We start from the raw sequence: 16,801 nt of genomic DNA, 5'->3' as shown, positions 1-16,801 counted from the left end.
ACAGTTGTCGGCATGACTGCTGTGGAGATCACCCATGAGGAACGGGCCGAGCTGGTCAAGGCCCTTCTCGGTGCCCTTGACCCCCTCGCCGCCGCCGTGCGCGCCCGGGCGACCGGTCTGCCCGCGGAGCGGATGTGGGACGCCGAACCGGTCGAGGTCGCCCTCTCCGTGCTGTCCGCCTGGAAGCTGGTGGATGCGGAGGTCAGGCGGCTCACGGCCGGCGCGGCCGCCACCGCGGGCTCCTACGGCGCCAGTTACGAGCAGCTCGGCGCCGCCTGGGGCATCACCCGGCAGGGCGCCCGGAAGAAGTGGCCGGCGGCGGTCAGCCGTCCGGCGGCCCGGCCCGGCTCGCTCGACCTGTTCGGCGGAACGGTCGATCTCGCCGAGGACGAGGCCGGCGGCGGCTGGCGCTGGACGGCTGTCGGTGCGGACGGGGAGCGCGGCGAGGCCGCCACCGTCCACCGGACCCGGGAGGAGGCCGCGGCGCACGCCGGGGCCTTCCTCGCGGCGCACGCCTAACCGGCGTCCCGCAGCTCCCGGGCGATCAGCTCCGCCAGGTGCAGGGCCCGCCGCCCGCCGGCGAGTTGGGCGATCTGGGTGCGGCAGCTGAAGCCGTCCGCCAGGACCACCGTCCGTGGCCCCGCGGCCCGGACCTCGGGCAGCAGCACCCGCTCCGCGATGGCCTCGGACACCTCGAAGTGGCCCCGCGTGAAGCCGAAGTCGCCCGCCAGGCCGCAGCAGCCGGCGTCCAGCACCCGGTTGTTCAGGCCGAGCCGGGCCTCCACCCGGCGGTCGGCGGCGCTGCCGAGCACCGCGTGCTGGTGGCAGTGGGTCTGGGTGACGGCGTCCAGCGGGATCCGGGGGAGCGGGGCGTCCGGGGCGTACTCGTCGAGGAACTCGGCGAAGGTGCGGGTGCGGTCGGCGAGCGGGCGGCCCTCCGCCCCGAGCAGTCGGGGCAGGTCCTCGCGCAGGGTCGCCGTGCAGCTCGGGTCCAGGCCGACCACGGGGGTGTCGGCCTGGACCCCGGCTGCCGCCAGCACCCCCAGGCTCCGCCGCAACACCCTTCGGGCGGTGTCGAGTTGGCCGGTGGAGTACCAGGTGAGGCCGCAGCAGACCGGGCCCGGGGGCAGCCGGACGTCGAAGCCCAGGTGCTCCAGCACCTCGACGGCCGAGCGCAGGACGTCCGGCTGGAGACGGTCGGAGAAGGTGTCCGGCCACAGCAGCACCGGCCGGGCGCCCGCCGGGGCGGGGCGGGTGGCCCGGTGCCGCCGGTACCAGGCGGTGAAGGTCTCCGGCGGGAGGACCGGCAGCACCCGGCGCGGGTCGATCCCGCCGAGCCGCTTGAACAGCCCGCCGGCCCGGGAGCGGGCGAGCGAGTTGGCCGCGCCGGGCGCGAGCGAGACGGCCCGCAGCCAGAGCGGCAGCCAGCCCATCGAGTAGTGCGCGAGCGGACGCGGCCGGTGCCGGTAGTGCTGGTACAGGAACTCGGACTTGTAGGTCGCCATGTCGACGTGGACCGGGCAGTCGCTCGCGCAGCCCTTGCAGCTCAGGCAGAGGTCCAGCGCCTCCCGGACCTCCTGCGAGCGCCAGCCGTCCGGGATCGCGTCCCCGCGCAGCAGCTCGGCGAGCAGCCGGGCCCGCCCCCGGGTGGAGTGCCGCTCCTCGCCGGTGGCCAGGTAGCTCGGGCACATCACCCCGCTGCCCGGGGCCACGCACTTGGCGACGCCCACGCAGCGGTGCACCGCCTTGACCAGGCTGCCGCCGTCCTGCTCGTACGGGAGGGCCAGCGGCAGCGTGCGGCGCGGGGCGGTGACGAAGCGCAGGTCGGCGTCGAGCGGGCGGGGATCGACCAGGGCGCCCGGGTTGAGCAGGTTCTCCGGGTCCCAGATCCGCTTGAACTCGCCGAATAGGCCGATGACTTCGGGCGGGTACATGCGCGGCAGCAGCTCGGCCCGGGCCTGTCCGTCGCCGTGCTCGCCGGAGAGCGAACCGCCGTACGAGACCGCCAGATCGGCCGCCTGCTCCAGGAACTCCCGGAAGACCAGCACCCCTTGGGGCTCGTCCAGCGGGAAGTCGATCCGCAGGTGCACGCAGCCGTCGCCGAAGTGCCCGTACGGGACGCCGTGCAGGCTGTGCCGGCGCAGCAGGGCGCGCAGGTCCCGCAGGTAGTCGCCGAGCCGCTCGGGCGGGACGGCGGAGTCCTCCCAGCCGGGCCAGGCCTCGCCGCCCCCGGGCAGCCGGGTGACGATCCCCGCGCCCGCCTCCCGGACGGCCCACAGCTGGCGCTGCTCGGCCGGGTCGGTGACCAGGGCGACGGTGGCCGAGCGCTCGCGGCGCACCGCGTCGGCGAGTCGGCGGGCGGCCTGGTAGGCGGCCGGCGGGGTGTCGCCGCCGGCCTCCAGGAACAGCCAGCACTCGCCGGCGGGCAGCCGGTCCAGCGCGGGCGGGCGCGGCCCGGCGGCGAGCAGCGCGGCGATCAGGTCGGCGGCCATGCCCTCGGCGGTCAGCGGACCGTACGGCAGCAGCGCCGGGACGGCGTCGGCGGCGGCGCCCTCGTCGGGGTAGCCGGCCACCACCAGGGCCCGGGCGGGCGGGTCCTCGACCAGCCGGACGGTGGCGCCGAGCAGCAGCGCGCAGGTGCCCTCGGTGCCGGTGAGCGCCCGGGCCAGGTCGTGGCCGTGCTCGGGCAGCAGCGCGTCCAGCGGGTAACCGGAGGTGCGGCGGGGCAGCCGCGGCATGCCCTGCCGGATGAGGGCGAGGTTGCGGTCGGTGAACTCCTGGAGTTCGCCGTGCAGCCGGCCCACCCGGCCGGGCAGGGCGCGCAGCGCCGCGCGCTCGTCCGCACCGAGCCGCCCGCCGACGGTCAGCTCGGTGCCGTCCGCGAGCAGCAGCTCCAGCCGCTCGACGTTGTCCGCGGTGCGCCCCCAGGCGAGCGAGTGCGACCCGCAGGAGTCGTTGCCGATCATGCCCCCGAGGGTGCAGCGGCTGTGCGTGGACGGGTCGGGGCCGAAGCGCAGCCCGTACGGCCGGGCGGCGCGCTGGAGGTCGTCCAGCACGGTGCCCGGCTGGACGCGCGCGGTGCGGGCCTCCGGGTCGAGCTCCAGCACCGCGCCGAGGTGGCGGCGGAAGTCCAGCACCACCGCGCCGGGGCCGATCGCCTGCCCGCCGATGCTGGTCCCGGCCCCGCGCGCCACCACCGGCACCCGGTGCTCGCGGCAGAGCGCCAGCGCGGTGCGCACGTCGTCGAGGTCGGCGGGCTTGACCACGCCGAGCGGCAACTGCCGGTAGTTGGAGGCGTCATGGCTGTAGACGGTGCGCTCGGCGGCGCCGAAGCGGACCTCGCCGCGCAGCACGGCGGCCAGCTCGCGGGCCAGCGCGGCCCCGGGGACGGCGGACGGACGGCTCACCAGGGACCTCCCGGGCGGGTGCGGCGACGGCTCCGCCGATGATCGCAGCCGCGCGGCCTCCCGGGTACCGGGCACGACGGGGGTACCGCCGACGGGGTGTCATGTGACAGTCTCGGCGGTCATGATCGACGAACCCGCGGCCGTGGACCCGGCCGGCCCCGACGCCTATCTCGCCCACCTCCCGATCGGCGAGCCGCTGCCCTTCCCGGCGGACGGCGCGCCGTCCTGGGAGATCTTCCCGTACGAGGGCGAGCTGACCGTCCGGGAGCTCCGGGCACCCGAACTGCCCGAGCCGCCCCGGCAGGGCGAGGACGGCCCGGACGGCTGCCCGGACTGCGCCCGCCCGGACACCGACTTCCTGTGGACGGACGAGCACTGGCGGCTCGGCACCACCGAGCAGCCGGACGGCCTGCCCGCCACCCTGCTGCTCTGGCCGCGCGCCCACCACGACCTGCTGGACCTGCCCGCCGAGCTCTCCGCGCGACTGGGGCCGATGCTCCAGCGGGTGGAGCGGGCGGTACGGTCGCTCGGCGGCGTCGGCCGGGTCCATGTGAACCGCTGGGGCGACGGCGCCGCCCACCTGCACCTGTGGATCCTCGCCCGGCCCGAGGGGATGGCGCAGCTGCGCGGCTCGACGCTGCCGCTGTGGATGGACGTGCTGCCGCCGCTGCCCGCCGGGGTGCGGGCCGAGCGGGCCCGGCGGATCGCCGCCGCGATGGCCGCCGGGGGCGGCACCGCGCACGCCTGAGGCGGGGCGGCCCGGGCTGCCGTCCCACCGCCGCCGCTACTTGCGCCCGGTGAGCGTGCCGCGCGCGATGTGGGAGAGCTTGGCCACCTCGAAGGCCGGGTACGCCCCGCCCGCCAGCAGCGAGAACTTGATCCCCTCGCGGCCGCCCGGCCGGCGGTGCCCGGGCGGCTGGAAGCGGCGGTGGTGCTCGGCGGCGCGGTGGAAGAACTGCGGCCGCTCGGCGCGGCTGACGCAGCCGGCCAGGTCGAAGACGAACAGGTAGTGCCGGACCATCCGGACGAACAGCGCGTCGCGCACCGCGTACAGGTGCGGCTGCTCCTCCAGTAGCGCGAAGCTGCGCTCGTACTGCTCGAACAGGTCGAAGACGCTGCTGCCCGGGCCGCTCGCCGGGTGGACGGTCTCCCGGCGGCGCAGCTGGACGCACTCGCGCGCCAGCACGGCGGCCTTCCGGGCGCCGAGCAGCGCGGCGTGCGCCACCGGGACCTCCTCGTAGCGGCCGGGCGGGAAGGCCAGGCCCAGTTCCTCCCAGTGGCCGCGGCGGACCAGGCGGTCCCAGATCAGCGGTGGCGCGCCGAACAGCGCTGGCCGGTCGAAGGGCGCGAACGGCTCGGGGCCGGCCTCGGCGAGCAGCGCCTCGGCCCCGCCCGGCCAGTCCCGGTCCTGGTGCCGGCGGGAGTGGCCGAACAGCAGCACGTCCACCGGGCCGGTCTGCCGGAGCCGGTCGGCGAGCGTCTGGAGCGCGTCCCGGGGCAGCAGGTGGTCGGCGTCCAGGAAGAGCAGGTACTCGCCGGTCGCCCGCGCCGCCCCCGCGTTCCGGCTCGCCCCGACCCCGACCGCCGCGTTCAGGTGCAGCACCGACACCCGGGGGTGCCGGGCCGCGTACGCGTCGGCGAGCCCACCCGCGGTCTCGGGGGAGCGGTCGGCGACCACGATCACCTCGAGGTCGGCCAGGGACTGCGCGAGCAGCGAGTCCAGGCAGTCGGCGAGCTGTTCGTGCTGGTCGTAGGCGGGGAGCACGACGCTGATCAGGGGTGAGGGCATGACGCCGGAGCGTAAGAGGGCTCGCGAACCGTGGCAAAGGCCTGACGGTGCGTAATTACGGGCAATCAGTGGCAAATCGTACGAGCGTGCGCCATATCTTCACGCCGCCTTCCGGCCGTGTCCACGCTCCGACCTGGGGTGATGGCCCCGGGGTAGCCGACCGGGTCGGCCTACTGGCTCGCCCGGTAGTACGCCAGGAACATGTCGACGCCCCGCTCGATCAGCCGCTCCGTCAGGTCCAGTGACAGGCGGTCGCCGTATGTGCTGTGGACAAGGTGCGGGTACAGCACGAGGGCGTAGAACTGGATGATCGCGACCTCCAGGTCGGGGATCTCCAGATCCGGCGTGGCGTGCAGCGCGGTGCCGAGGGGCTCCGCGAAGCGTTCCGGGCCCTGTTCGCGCCAGGCGCGTCCCAGGCCGGGGAAGCGGCGGGTCTCCGCGGCGATCAGGGTGCGCAGCCGCAGGACGTCGTCCTGGGCGATGCCCTGCACCCAGCCGCGGGCGGTGGCGATCAGGACCTCGCGGATGTCGTCGTCCGCCTCCAGTTGCCGGCTCATCGCCTCGGCGGTGGTGCCCAGCGCCTGCTCCAGCGCGTCGCCGATCACGTCGGCGAAGAGGTCCTCTTTGCTGCCGAAGTGGTTGTACACCGTCATCTTCGACACGCCCGCCTGAGCGGCGATCTGATCGACGCCGGCACCGAAGCCGTGTTCGAGGAATTGTGCGCGCGCGGCGCCGATGATCGCCGCGCGTTTGCGGGCGGCGCGGTCGCCGGAGGGGCGGGTGCGTTCGTTCATCGGAGCCAGCCTAGCAGCTGAAGTGGACTCTTGAGTCCAACTGGACTGTGCCGTACAGTCCAGTTCTGTTCGAGTGACACCGACCCGACGGAGCGGCCTGCCGTGAATCACCTCAACGTCCTTGCCCTGTCCGGAAGTCTGCGCACCGGCTCCCACAACACAGCGCTGCTGCACGCCGCCGCCGAGCTTGCTCCCGAGGGTGTCTCCGTCGACATCTACGGCGGGCTGCGCGCCATCCCCCCGTACGACATGGACCTGGACACCCCAGACGCGCGCCCCGCCGCCGTCCGCGAGCTGCGCGAGCGGATCACCGCCGCGGATGCCCTGCTGATCGCAACCCCCGAGTTCAACTACTCGATACCCGGCGTGCTGAAGAACGCCATCGACTGGGTCAGCACCGACTGGACCGGCACCGAGGGCCTGCCGCTGCACCGCAAGCCGGTCGCAATCGTTGGCGCGTCCCCGTCGGCCTTCGGCTCTGTACGGGCCCAGCTGGCGCTGCGGCAGGTGTTCGTGTGGACCAACTCGGATCTGGTCGTCAAGCCCGAGGTCATGGTCTTCCGCTCGCACGAACGCTTCGACGGGTCCGGCCGGCTGGCCGACCCCGTCACCCGCGAGCTGCTGTCCGACCTGCTCGGCGCCCTGGTGGCCAAGGCCGCGGACCGGCAGCCGGCGGGGGCCTGACGATGACCATCACGACAACAGACACGACAGTGGTGCACGGCACCGCGGCCGAGGAGTTCAGCGCGGTACGGGACGCCTTCGGTGCCGTCGCGGCCGGTGAGCCCGGGCTGAGCGCGCAACTGTCCGTGCGGCTGCACGGGCGGGACGTCGTCGATCTCTGGACGGGGCCCGGGGTGACCGGGGACTCGCTGCTCGTGCTGTACTCGTCCGGCAAAGGCGCCGCCCATCTGCTGGCCGCGCTGCTGGTGCAGGACGGCGCGCTGGAGCTGGACCGGCAGGTCGCGCGCTACTGGCCCGAGTTCGCCGCCGAGGGCAAGGGCGGGTTCACCATCCGCGAGCTCCTCTCGCACCGGGCCGGCCTGATCGGCGTCCCGGAGGGCTTCAGCACCGCGGAGCTCGCCGACGACCAGCGGCTCGCCGAATGCCTCGCGGGGGCGCGCCCGTACTGGACACCGGGGGAGGGGTACGGCTACCACGCCTTCACCATCGGCGCGCTCATCGGTGAGGTGGCGCGGCGGGTCACGGGCAAGAGCCTGCAGCGGCTGTACGACGAGCGGTTGCGGGAGCCGTACGGGCTGGACTTCTACCTCGGGCTGCCGGAGGCCGAGGAGCAGCGCCTGCTGCCCGTACAGGCGCTGCCGCCCGAGCAGCAGGCGCAGGCGGACGCGCAGGCCCCGGCGCCGGACTCGCTCACCGGCATCGCCTTCAACCTGCACGCCGACCCGCCCACCGACCTGGCGGACTTCGCCGGCATCCGGTCCGTGCGGGCACAGGGGCCGGCGTCATCCGGCAGCGTCGGCACCGCGCGCGGCCTCGCCAAGCTCTACGCCGCCGCGATCTCGCCGGTGGACGGCCGCCCGCCGCTGCTCACGGCCGGCACGCTCGCGGAGTTCACCACCCCGCATACGCCGGGGGTGGACCTGGTCACCGGAGAGGAGGGGCACTTCCTGCTCGGATTCGAGGCCCAGCACAAGCGCTATCCGGGCCTGGGCACCCGGGCCTTCGGCCACAGCGGGGCGGTCGGTGCACAGGCCCTCGCCGACCCGGACAGCGGGATCGCGTACAGCTACACGCGGCGGCGGTTCGCGTACGGCGGGGGCGGGGGCGCCGCCGAGAACCGGCAGCTGGTCGCGGCCGTGGCGAGCAGCGTCGCGGCGCTGCAGCGCTGAGTGCGGGGGCGGGCCGCCCGGATCGAGGCGGCCCGCCCCCGGCATCAACTGCGCGCGCCGGCGGCTTCCTTCGCCGCCGTACCCGTCGACCGTGCCGCCGTCTCCCCGCCCAGCGTCCGCTCGAGGCGCCCGGCGACAGCAGCACCGCCATCGCCGCCGCCGCGACGAACACCGCCGTGCGGATGCCGTCCGTCGTCGCCGACCGCAGCGCCTCGCCGGTCTGGTCGTGCACGCCGGAGTTGGCGATAGCGACCAGCACCACGAGGCCGATCGCGCTGCCGACCTGCTGGCCGGTGGAGGCCACGCCGGAGGCGACGCCCTGTTGCCTGCGCCGGCACGGTGGCGGCCGCGACGGCGAACATCGAGGTGAAGACGATGCCCTGGCTGAAGCTGTAGAGCAGCATCGACGCCATCAGGGAGCCGTGCGAGGCGTGTGCTGTCCAGGTCCTGCGGCGGAGTCACCCGGACGGGCGGGAGTACCAAGTGACCGTTGCCAACGGCCTCACAGACTGGCAGCGTGGCCTGGCGGACCGCCCCGAGGCGACGATCCGGATCCACGGGGGTGCCAACCACCCCGTCTTTCGCGGCGGCGGCCTAGCCACGCTAAGGGAGGACGCGCGGCCCAGACATGTTTGGCCCCCGGTAGCGGAGTCGGCAAGATCACGGCAGGTGATGGACAGGAGGATTCCTCACCGGATGTGGACCGGGGTGCCATGGCGTGACCTGTCCGAGCACCCCCGGCCCCTTGAAGACGATCTACGAGCAGGCGCAACAGCGAGCGTACAGACCCAGCGGCCGGCGAGATTCACCACGGAATGGCTACCTCGAAGAGCTGGGGCGCGCGGTCCGTATGCCGCTGGAAACGCGGTGGGGCTACACCGACCGCGCTGGTTAGGGTCGTGGGACGAGTACTCATACCTTCCGTATCACCGTCCGCGGTGTCTTCGGCAGGCTCAGCACTGATCAGCGGGGCGAGCTCCTGGCCCGTGCTGCGGAGCATGACGTCCTGCGGGCGGCCTTCACCTCTGAGGGGCACCTCAGCTACGACCTGGCCGCGCGATCCGCCTTCACCTTCCGCTTCCTGGACTCAGGGGAGGAAGAAGAGGAAATCCTGGAAGCGACCGAACGCGCCGAAGAGTCGGTGAAGACTTGGTCGGCCGAGCGCGGCTACGGCTACAAGAACCTCAGGAGCAATGCCGAGGACCTCTCCCAGGTGCCGTTGGGCAAACGGCAGCGCCGCGCCGCAGCCCAGAACAACCTCTGACCCTGCAGCGGCACTCTCTGCGCCGGCGCGTCGGATGTCTCCCCGCACGATCCGGCTCAGACAGGGCGCTCGTCCCGCTGAGTACCAGCAGGTCCGGCAGCTTTCACACAGGTCGGCGTCCTTGGCCGCGCGACCTGGTTCCGAGCATCGAACGCGAGGGCTCTTTTGCAACCATGAACTTAACGAATCCTTGACTGCTCAAGCATCCTGATATGCTTGAGCAGTCAAGGAGGTAGCAATGCGTGATGCGCGGGATACGTCGCTGCGTCTCGTCCGGGCCCAGGTGGCCCTGGTGAAACGGTTCGACACAAGCCTCTCAGGGCTGCACGGCGTGAGCCTGGCCGACTTCATGATGCTGCTGCGCCTGGGAGAAGCGCCCGGCGGCCGGATGCGCCGAGTGGACCTGGCCGAGAAGTTGGGGCTGACTGCCTCCGGGGTGACCCGGGGGCTGGCTCCGCTGGAGCGGATCGGACTGGTCATGCGCGAAACGGACGCCCGCGACGGACGTGTGGCCTATGCCGCACTGACCGACACCGGCCGCGAACGCCTGACGGACCTTCTTGCCACCGCCGAGCAGGTCGCCACCGAGATCTTCGCCGCCCCTCTGCGGAGCAAGGAGGACATCGGCCACCTGTCCGCCCTGCTCGCCCGCCTCGGCGGCACCGGGCTTCCCGGCCACGGAGCCCCGCCCCCGTAACCCGTAGGAGTACCCCCATGAAAACCGCACCTGCCCTCCGCCAACAGCCAGTCACTCTGGCCGACACCGCGACAGCCATCCGTACGGAGGGCTTGCGCAAGGTCTACCAGCGAGGGCAGGACAGCCTCGTCGCCCTCGAAGGGCTGGATCTCACGGTCAACAAGGGCGAGTTCTTCGGCCTGCTCGGCACCAACGGCGCGGGCAAGTCCACCACGATCGGCATGCTCACCACCCTGGTCACGCCCACCGCCGGAAGCGCGTGGGTCGCGGGCCACGAGGTCAGCGCCGATCCAGTCGGTGTGAAGTCCCGCATCGGCGTCGTCTCTCAGGCCAACACCCTGGACCGCGCGCTCACCGTGCTGGACAACCTCGCCTTCCGTGGACGTTACTTCGGCATGTCCGCATCGGCTGCCCGTCGTCGGGCGCTGGAACTCCTGGAGCAGTTCGCTCTCGCCGACAAGGCCAGTGCGAAGGCCCACCAGCTCTCAGGTGGCCAGGCCCGCCGGATCATGATCGGCCGGGCCCTGATGCACCTGCCCGAGGTGCTCTTCCTGGACGAGCCGACCGCCGGCGTCGACCCCCAGGCACGCGAGGACCTCTGGCAGATCATCGGGAGTCTGCACGAGGACGGCCAGACCGTGGTGCTGACCACGCACTACCTCGACGAGGCCGAGGCCCTGTGCCAGCGTCTCGCCGTCATCGACCACGGACATCTCCTCGCCTGCGACACCCCCGAGGCGATCAAGGCGACCAGCGGCGCGCAGACCGTCATCACGGTCCGCTACGACGCCGCTGCCGACCCCGTCGCAGACGCGGTACGCCGCATCCCCGGCGGCCCGCACGTCGTCATCGTCGACGGCCCGACCATACAGGTGCGCACCACGCGCCCCGACGGCGTGCTAGGTCACCTGTTGCACGAAGGAGGAGCCGCGGGTCTGACCGTCCGCGATGCCGCCACCACACCCCCCAGCCTCCAGACCGCCTTCCTCACCCTGACCGGACGTGACTATCAGCCATGACCACCTCGACCCTCACCGCAACCGCCCCCCGCCTGCAGTCCTCCCGCCGGGCGGCCTGGCGCGCCTACCGGGCACTGACCGCCCGCGACCTGCACGTCCTCGGCCGCAACCTTCCGGTCCTGCTCCTGCAGGTGGGTCTTCAGCCGCTGCTCTTCACCTTCGCCTTCGCGTACGTGATGCCCAGCATCGGCAGTGGACTCGGCGGAGCGACGTCGTTCTCCACGATCTTGCTGCCCGGCCTGATAGCCAGCACCCTGACGCTGCAGAGCATCATGTCCGTCACCGGGCCGCTGGCCGCCGAACTCGGTCCCGGCCGCGAGATCACCGACCGCGCTCTGGCCCCGCTGCCCATCTGGGCTCTGGGCCTCCAGAAGATCACCTCATCGGCGATCTTCGGCCTGGTCTCATCCCTCGTCGTCGTCCCGATCGTGTGGCTCGTGCACGCCCCGGGCGCCGCGCCCCAGGCCCAGGTCGGCAACTGGCCCCTGCTTGTCGTCACCCTGGTCCTCAGCGCCCTGCTCGCGTCCACGCTCGGGCTGCTGCTCGGTACAGCGATCGACGCGTCCGCCTTCGGGGCGCTGCTGGGCCTGCTCCTGGCCGCAGCCACGATGCTGGGCTGCGTCTACTACCCGTGGACCGCGCTGGACTCGATCGGCTGGGTCCAGGTCCTCACGCTCGCCAACCCGCTCGTCTACATGAGCGAGGGCCTGCGTGCGAACCTGACGCCCGCCACCGGTCACATGCCGACCTGGGCCTACCTCGCCGCCCTCACCCTCGGCACGGCTGCCCTCGGCTACCTCGCCCTGCGCCGCTTCACCCGGCGGATCCAGGCCTGAGGACCCATGTCGTAGTAATGCGGGATTTACTGCGGCAGAGCCCCTGCCGTGATCACCGCGACCTGCGGCGGACCAATCCGGCCGCTAGGTGTATTGATCATGAGCGTTGTTGACGATGGTCGGGCTTGATCATGGCGAAGACCTCCGGTGTGGTGGAGGTGTCTAGGCTCCACATCACACACGGAGGCCTTCGTGTCCCACCGTAATGCCCGGCTGACCGTGCACGGCAGGCGGCTCCTGGCCGAACGCGTCCGCGCGGGCCGCCCCGTTGCCCACATAGCCGCCGAGACGGGCGTCTTCCGGGCCACCGCGTACAAGTGAGTCCGCCGCTGGCGCGAGGAGGGCCCGGGCGGCGGTCAGGGACCTGCTCGGCGCCGGGTCCGAGCAGGTCCGCGCAGCCGGGCCGCGCTCCAGTGCCGGTGATGCTCGACCCCAGGTTCGTCGACCCAATCGCGCCCACCTGTGAATCTGCCGCACTGAATACCCAGCCGTCCCGGTCTTCCAGCCCGTTCCGGGATCAAGGAAATTGGGATACATTGACAGCCTAAATCCCCCTACCGTTTCCCGACCCACATTAACCAAAAAACCGAAACGGCCCGACGGATGAACCGGCGGGCCGTCGCGAAAGGTCGAAGTTAGTTCTTGGAATGCGGCAAACTATCAGGTCATTTCAAGATTCATGAACCTCTGCGGCCTCCAAGTCGAGCGGCACCACCTTCCCAAGGAAGGCGATCTTCGAAATCACATGAGGCGACAGCCATTCCTTCATTCGCCCAGAGAATTCTAAGCACTCCGGCAACAAGATCCACTACTTCTTCGCCGCCTCCAGATTCCGCTTCTAGTTCTATAATCACTGGCCAGAGGAGAAAATCTTCCGGTTCGGCACCCGGATCTGAGTCGGGATTTCTCCGGACCTCAATATCGATGCCTTGAATCTCTGCGCCGAGATCGGAGAATTTGCAGCCGTATTCTTGCTCGATGAGCCCAGAGACGGTACTCTGCCTCAGTCTCGAAACGTAGATCTTGCAGTAGGGATCAAATGGCATCACTCTACGGCACCTTAAGGGTGTTGGGGCTGCCAAAGGGCCCGCCCTCGCGAATGATAGAGACGACCTTCATATCGAGCTGAGATTCAAGTGTCTTTCTGAGGCTCTTCAGGCCAGCTTCGCCTGACTGGATTTTGCCTGTGGCAACGGCATGGTTCATGGTGCGCTCCCTTGAACTGCCAGGATTAGGGCTACCAAAGCGCTGAGTGATAATCTCATCGAACCTCTCAGATGGTACCCGGACTCCAAGATTGAGATCGTAGGTCCCGCCAGCATTTTCCCATGCCCGACTTCCCTGTACTACGATATCGAGGTTCTCGCCAAACTGGCGAGTGCCATCTCGGACGGTGTTACTGAGCTTCGCAAAGCTCTCCGCCGTCAGGCCTTGCGGTACGCCTCTGGGTACGATTTCCCCAAATCCGCCAATTCGAATCCCTCCGCCGGGGTTCAGCGTAATCCCCACCCCGGATCCCCCGGTCATGCCAGTGAGAATACCGGCCTTATATGAGGCGTTGGCGGCCACCCGTTGCCAGTCGCCCAGCCCTTCGCTTTTGGGAAAGTCTGGAATATCGAGCGGATTAGACTTGGGCGTATCCCTCACTCCCGCGCATTCAGGATTGAACTGCTGGGCGCCGCCACAGTTGCCAATTGTCCGCGCGGGGGATTTCTTCTTCTTGTCCTGGGAATATATTTCTGCCAGCATATTACCGGTAAGTTGATAGGCTATTCGGTTGGGGCTTCCAATGATCTGAAAATGGCACTTTGTGCGACTACTGCAGAATAGTTGACGCCTTTTCCGTCAACCTTCGTGCCGAGGTTGCTGCAGCTCGTCATACCGCTGGCACATTCCTCCAGTGCCAGTCCTGAGTTCCGAGGTGAGTCGCGTCGGCAACTCGGGGCCCGGGTGATCCGGCCGAGGTCGGCTGCGGCGAGGTTGCCAAGGCGCGCTTGACCAGCGACCGGATGCCCTCCTGCGGGTTCAGATCGTTGCGTGGGCGGACAGTTGGAAGACGGATGGGCCTGGGCGTCGGCGGCCCCAGACAGCCCGACGGCCCAACCCGGCCATCGCCGAGCACGCCGCCTACGGTCTCCCGCTCCCGAGTCCCGGTGAGGGCCTGGCCCGCCTCACCGAGACGATCACCATCCTGCGCGGCATGTGGACCGAGGAGGTCTTCGACCACGACGGCCCCTTCACCGCCCGGTCGCCCGGCTCCTGGAGATCACCGGTGCGGACCAGGTCTTCCCCGTCGATCCGGACGTACCTCGGGTCCGCGCCACCGGCGAGGACGCCGACCGAATCGTCGCCGGGATGACACCGTCCGCCTGCGGACGCGTGAGGACCTGACGGACCGCCAGAGAAGGTGGTGACCGGTCGAATCGCCGACCAGAAGGATCCCGGGGCCGAGGGAGGACCAGCGCGATTGCCGAGTGGCCCCGCTCGCGTTGCCCTGGTCGGGTGATCGGCGCGAATCGGAACTCGGTCGAAGCGTGTCGGATCGGCCCGGATTACGCGCAGACTATAGGTAGATCATATGCCTGGCTGGAAACTGTCCTTCTGCGCGGCCGCCGCCATCCTGATACTGGCCGCTGCGGGCTCCGTCACCGCTCACCCGCGCGGCGGACCGGGCGCCAGCGGGGTGGTGCTGTCGGTGACAGCGACGACGGGGGTCCGAGCCCCCGCAGCGCTCGAAGGCCCTGGGTGCACAGTGCCCACACCGGGTTCGCCGTCGCCCGGGGGGCCGGGTTCGCCGTCGCCTGGTTCCCCGTCGCCCGGTGCGCCCGGAGGTGGGGTGCCCGGGGTTCCCGCGCCGGGTGGTTCTGCGCCCGGGGCGCCCGCACCTGGGGGGCCTGTGCCCGGCGCTCCCGGGGGCGGGGCGCCAGGAACGTCTGCGCCTGGAGGCGGAGTGCCCCTGGTTCCCGTCCCGGGAGCGCCGGCAGGCGGCGTACGGGCTCCCGCACCTGGCGGGCCGGTCCCTGGCGGTGGTGCGCCCGGGATCGGCGGGCCGGGGGGTCCTGCGGGCGGGGCGGCGGGTGCGGGTGCGGGTGCGGGGGGTGGCGGTGCTGGCGCGGCGGGTGCTGCCGCGTCAGGGGCTTCCGGGGGCGGGGCCGGGCCGGGGGTACCTGCGGGCGGTGCCGGGGCGGCGGGAGCCGGTGCGGGCGGTGCGGGCGGTGGCGGTGTTCCCGCGCCCGGCGCGCCCGCAGCCGGTGCTGCCGCAGCGGGTGCTCCCGGGGCAGGTGCTGCTGGTGCTGCGCCCGGTGCGCCCGGAGCGGTGGCCGCGCCCGGGGCGGCGGGTGCGGGTGCGGGGGGTGGCGGTGCTGGCGCGGCGGGTGCTGCCGCGTCAGGGGCTTCCGGGGGCGGGGCCGGGCCGGGGGTACCTGCGGGCGGTGCCGGGGCGGCGGGAGCGGCTGCGGGCGGTGGCGGTGTTCCCGCGCCCGGCGCGCCCGCAGCCGGTGCTGCCGCAGCGGGTGCTCCCGGGGCAGGTGCTGCTGGTGCTGCGCCCGGAGCGCCCGGAGCGGTGGCCGCGCCCGGGGCGCCGGGTGCGGGCGGTAAGCCCGCGAGCTCGCCGAGCGCCTCCGCCGGCGCGTCCGCGACACCCTCCCGATCCCCGGGGGCACACGTCGGGGGGAACCATGTGTCGTCGCCTCTTCTGGGCACCGGTCGCTTCGGCCACAGCAAGCCCCCGCTGTCGCACGCTGTTCTGCTCTTCTTCCTCCTCCTGTTCATTCCCGCGATCGCCGCCGCGGCCATGGCATGGCATCGCTACAAGCCGAGCCGCTCGTCCGACTCAAGCTGAGGGGTGCCATGGAACACGTACTCCCGATGATCGGCATCGTCGTCGGATTCGTCGTCGTCGCCGGGGGCGCTGTCCTGCTCAACAACCGCAGGACGAGGCGGTCGGCGTCGGGGGAGGAGGCACGCGACGGCACTGCCGAGTACCTGACGATGATGGTCAGCGTGTTGTACGCCTTGGTGCTGGGCGTCGCGTTGGTGACGGTGTGGGAGGCCAAGGACAACGCCAGTACCAACATCAGCGCCGAGGCCGGGGCGCTGCACCAGATGTACCTGCTCGCCGATGCGCTGCCGCCCGACGCCGCCCAGCATGCCCGCTCGGCGACGGACACGTATGCCGCCTACGTCCGGAACGAGGAGTGGCCCCTGATGGAGCAGGGCAAACCGCTGGGCCCGCGCGGCTGGGCGCTGCTGCGCGACGTGCAGAACGCGTGGACGTCCTTCGAGCCCAGTACCAACGCGCAGCAGCAGGTGGACCAGGTGGCGTTCGGGGAGCTCTCCGTCGCCTACCAGGCGCGCCACGGCCGGGAGGCCAACCAGGGCATGTCGGGCGTCATGTGGTTCGGCCTGCTCGCCGGCGGCGTGCTCACCCTGGGCCTGATGTTCCTCTTCGGGATCGAGCGCACGGGCACCCATCTGGTTCTGGCTACGGGCTTCACCAGCCTCATCGTCTTCATGGTCGTCCTGATCTACGCCCTGAACTCGCCCTTCGGCGGCCTGCTGGGCCTGACGTCCGCGCCGTTCGCCGAGGTCGTCGTCGGGGTCTGACCGGGGCCCGTCGTCAGCTGCGGGGATCGTCGCTCACAGCGGTCTGAGCATGCTGCTCGGCGACCTGATGACGATCAGGACCCACCGGCTGCCGGTGAAGCTCGTGGTGTTCGACAACCGGCGCCTGGGCATGGTCAAGCTCGAACAGGAGCAGGCCGGGCTGCCGGAGTTCGGTACCGAGCTGGACAACCCGGACTTCGCCGCGGTCGCCACCGCGCTCGGCCTGACCGGAATCCGCGTCACCGGCCCCTCCGAGCTCGCGGACGGCGTGCGGCGGGCCTTCGAGACCCCGGGTCCGGTCGTGCTCGACGTCCTGACCAACCCTCCGCAGCCACGAGGGCTGACGTCCCTCGGCGCCCCCTCGGTCGGGCGCGGGCCTGCGGCGCTCCCGGCCGAGGGGCGGGAACGCCGGTGCGCCTGACCGGTCGCCGGCCGACGGACCGTGAGGTGCGTCGGCATGCGGTCACCGGCTGCGGGCAGGCGGTGACCGCAGGCAGCGTGGGGCCGTCCCCCTGAGCGGTCCGGCCCGGTGGCGGT

Annotated in this window: 13 protein-coding genes and 3 pseudogenes; 11 read left to right on the top strand and 5 right to left on the bottom strand. The window is 71.7% G+C overall.

Annotation, left to right across the window (positions count from 1 at the left end):
• Nucleotides 1-12: 12 nt before the first annotated feature.
• Complete coding sequence (locus ACZ7RU_RS25305) at nucleotides 13-519, top strand: hypothetical protein (RefSeq protein WP_470343247.1); 507 nt, start codon at nucleotides 13-15, stop codon at nucleotides 517-519.
• Here the strand turns inward: ACZ7RU_RS25305 and ACZ7RU_RS25300 are convergent.
• The gene (locus ACZ7RU_RS25300) at nucleotides 516-3,407 is read right to left on the bottom strand and encodes an FAD-binding and (Fe-S)-binding domain-containing protein (RefSeq protein ID WP_470343246.1); all 2,892 of its coding nucleotides are present in this window, start codon (nucleotides 3,405-3,407) and stop codon (nucleotides 516-518) included. The two genes, ACZ7RU_RS25305 and ACZ7RU_RS25300, sit on opposite strands and share 4 nt — an antisense overlap.
• A gap of 121 nt (nucleotides 3,408-3,528) precedes the next feature.
• Here ACZ7RU_RS25300 and ACZ7RU_RS25295 point away from each other — a divergent pair, with 121 nt between their 5' ends.
• Nucleotides 3,529-4,155, top strand: a complete 627-nt coding sequence (locus ACZ7RU_RS25295) for a hypothetical protein (protein WP_470343245.1) — start codon at nucleotides 3,529-3,531, stop codon at nucleotides 4,153-4,155.
• A 36-nt stretch (nucleotides 4,156-4,191) separates the two neighbouring features.
• On the opposite strand, the gene ACZ7RU_RS25290 is transcribed toward ACZ7RU_RS25295, so the two are convergent.
• Both ACZ7RU_RS25290 and ACZ7RU_RS25285 read right to left on the bottom strand, forming a co-directional pair.
• A complete protein-coding gene (locus tag ACZ7RU_RS25290) occupies nucleotides 4,192-5,196 on the bottom strand; it encodes a glycosyltransferase family 2 protein (RefSeq protein ID WP_470343244.1) in 1,005 nt (334 codons plus the stop codon).
• A gap of 170 nt (nucleotides 5,197-5,366) precedes the next feature.
• Entirely contained in the window at nucleotides 5,367-5,990 is a 624-nt protein-coding gene (locus tag ACZ7RU_RS25285; RefSeq protein ID WP_470343243.1) for a TetR/AcrR family transcriptional regulator, read from the bottom strand.
• A gap of 102 nt (nucleotides 5,991-6,092) precedes the next feature.
• Between ACZ7RU_RS25285 and ACZ7RU_RS25280 the strand changes: the two genes are divergently transcribed.
• From ACZ7RU_RS25280 to ACZ7RU_RS25250, 7 genes and pseudogenes are all read left to right on the top strand, one after another.
• The gene (locus ACZ7RU_RS25280; protein WP_470343242.1) at nucleotides 6,093-6,674 is read left to right on the top strand and encodes an NADPH-dependent FMN reductase; all 582 of its coding nucleotides are present in this window, start codon (nucleotides 6,093-6,095) and stop codon (nucleotides 6,672-6,674) included.
• Nucleotides 6,675-6,676: 2 nt separating this feature from the next.
• Nucleotides 6,677-7,843, top strand: a complete 1,167-nt coding sequence (locus ACZ7RU_RS25275; RefSeq protein WP_470343241.1) for a serine hydrolase domain-containing protein — start codon at nucleotides 6,677-6,679, stop codon at nucleotides 7,841-7,843.
• A gap of 907 nt (nucleotides 7,844-8,750) precedes the next feature.
• Nucleotides 8,751-9,107, top strand: a pseudogene (locus ACZ7RU_RS25270) (DUF6204 family protein); the annotation flags it as partial.
• A gap of 238 nt (nucleotides 9,108-9,345) precedes the next feature.
• Nucleotides 9,346-9,804 (top strand): MarR family winged helix-turn-helix transcriptional regulator, encoded by a 459-nt coding sequence (locus ACZ7RU_RS25265; protein WP_470343240.1) that lies wholly within the window; start codon nucleotides 9,346-9,348, stop codon nucleotides 9,802-9,804.
• A 17-nt stretch (nucleotides 9,805-9,821) separates the two neighbouring features.
• Nucleotides 9,822-10,823, top strand: a complete 1,002-nt coding sequence (locus ACZ7RU_RS25260; protein WP_470343239.1) for an ABC transporter ATP-binding protein — start codon at nucleotides 9,822-9,824, stop codon at nucleotides 10,821-10,823.
• Complete coding sequence (locus ACZ7RU_RS25255) at nucleotides 10,820-11,659, top strand: ABC transporter permease (RefSeq protein ID WP_470343238.1); 840 nt, start codon at nucleotides 10,820-10,822, stop codon at nucleotides 11,657-11,659. Before ACZ7RU_RS25260 ends, ACZ7RU_RS25255 begins: the two co-directional genes overlap by 4 nt.
• Before the next feature lie 192 nt (nucleotides 11,660-11,851).
• Nucleotides 11,852-11,977: pseudogene (locus ACZ7RU_RS25250) on the top strand (IS481 family transposase); the annotation flags it as partial.
• Nucleotides 11,978-12,336: 359 nt separating this feature from the next.
• Here the strand turns inward: ACZ7RU_RS25250 and ACZ7RU_RS25245 are convergent.
• Together ACZ7RU_RS25245 and ACZ7RU_RS25240 are read right to left on the bottom strand one after the other, a co-directional pair.
• Complete coding sequence (locus ACZ7RU_RS25245; RefSeq protein WP_470343237.1) at nucleotides 12,337-12,708, bottom strand: hypothetical protein; 372 nt, start codon at nucleotides 12,706-12,708, stop codon at nucleotides 12,337-12,339.
• 1 nt (nucleotide 12,709) lies between these two features.
• Complete coding sequence (locus ACZ7RU_RS25240) at nucleotides 12,710-13,408, bottom strand: hypothetical protein (RefSeq protein WP_470343236.1); 699 nt, start codon at nucleotides 13,406-13,408, stop codon at nucleotides 12,710-12,712.
• 2,100 nt (nucleotides 13,409-15,508) lie between these two features.
• Between ACZ7RU_RS25240 and ACZ7RU_RS25235 the strand changes: the two genes are divergently transcribed.
• Both ACZ7RU_RS25235 and ACZ7RU_RS25230 read left to right on the top strand, forming a co-directional pair.
• A complete protein-coding gene (locus tag ACZ7RU_RS25235) occupies nucleotides 15,509-16,264 on the top strand; it encodes a bestrophin-like domain (protein ID WP_470343235.1) in 756 nt (251 codons plus the stop codon).
• Between the two features lie 40 nt (nucleotides 16,265-16,304).
• Nucleotides 16,305-16,685: pseudogene (locus ACZ7RU_RS25230) on the top strand (thiamine pyrophosphate-dependent enzyme); the annotation flags it as partial.
• Between the last annotated feature and the right edge of the window lie 116 nt (nucleotides 16,686-16,801).

The organism is Kitasatospora sp. NPDC114501 (assembly GCF_055633695.1).
This window is presented reverse-complemented; position numbering and strand designations above follow the sequence as displayed.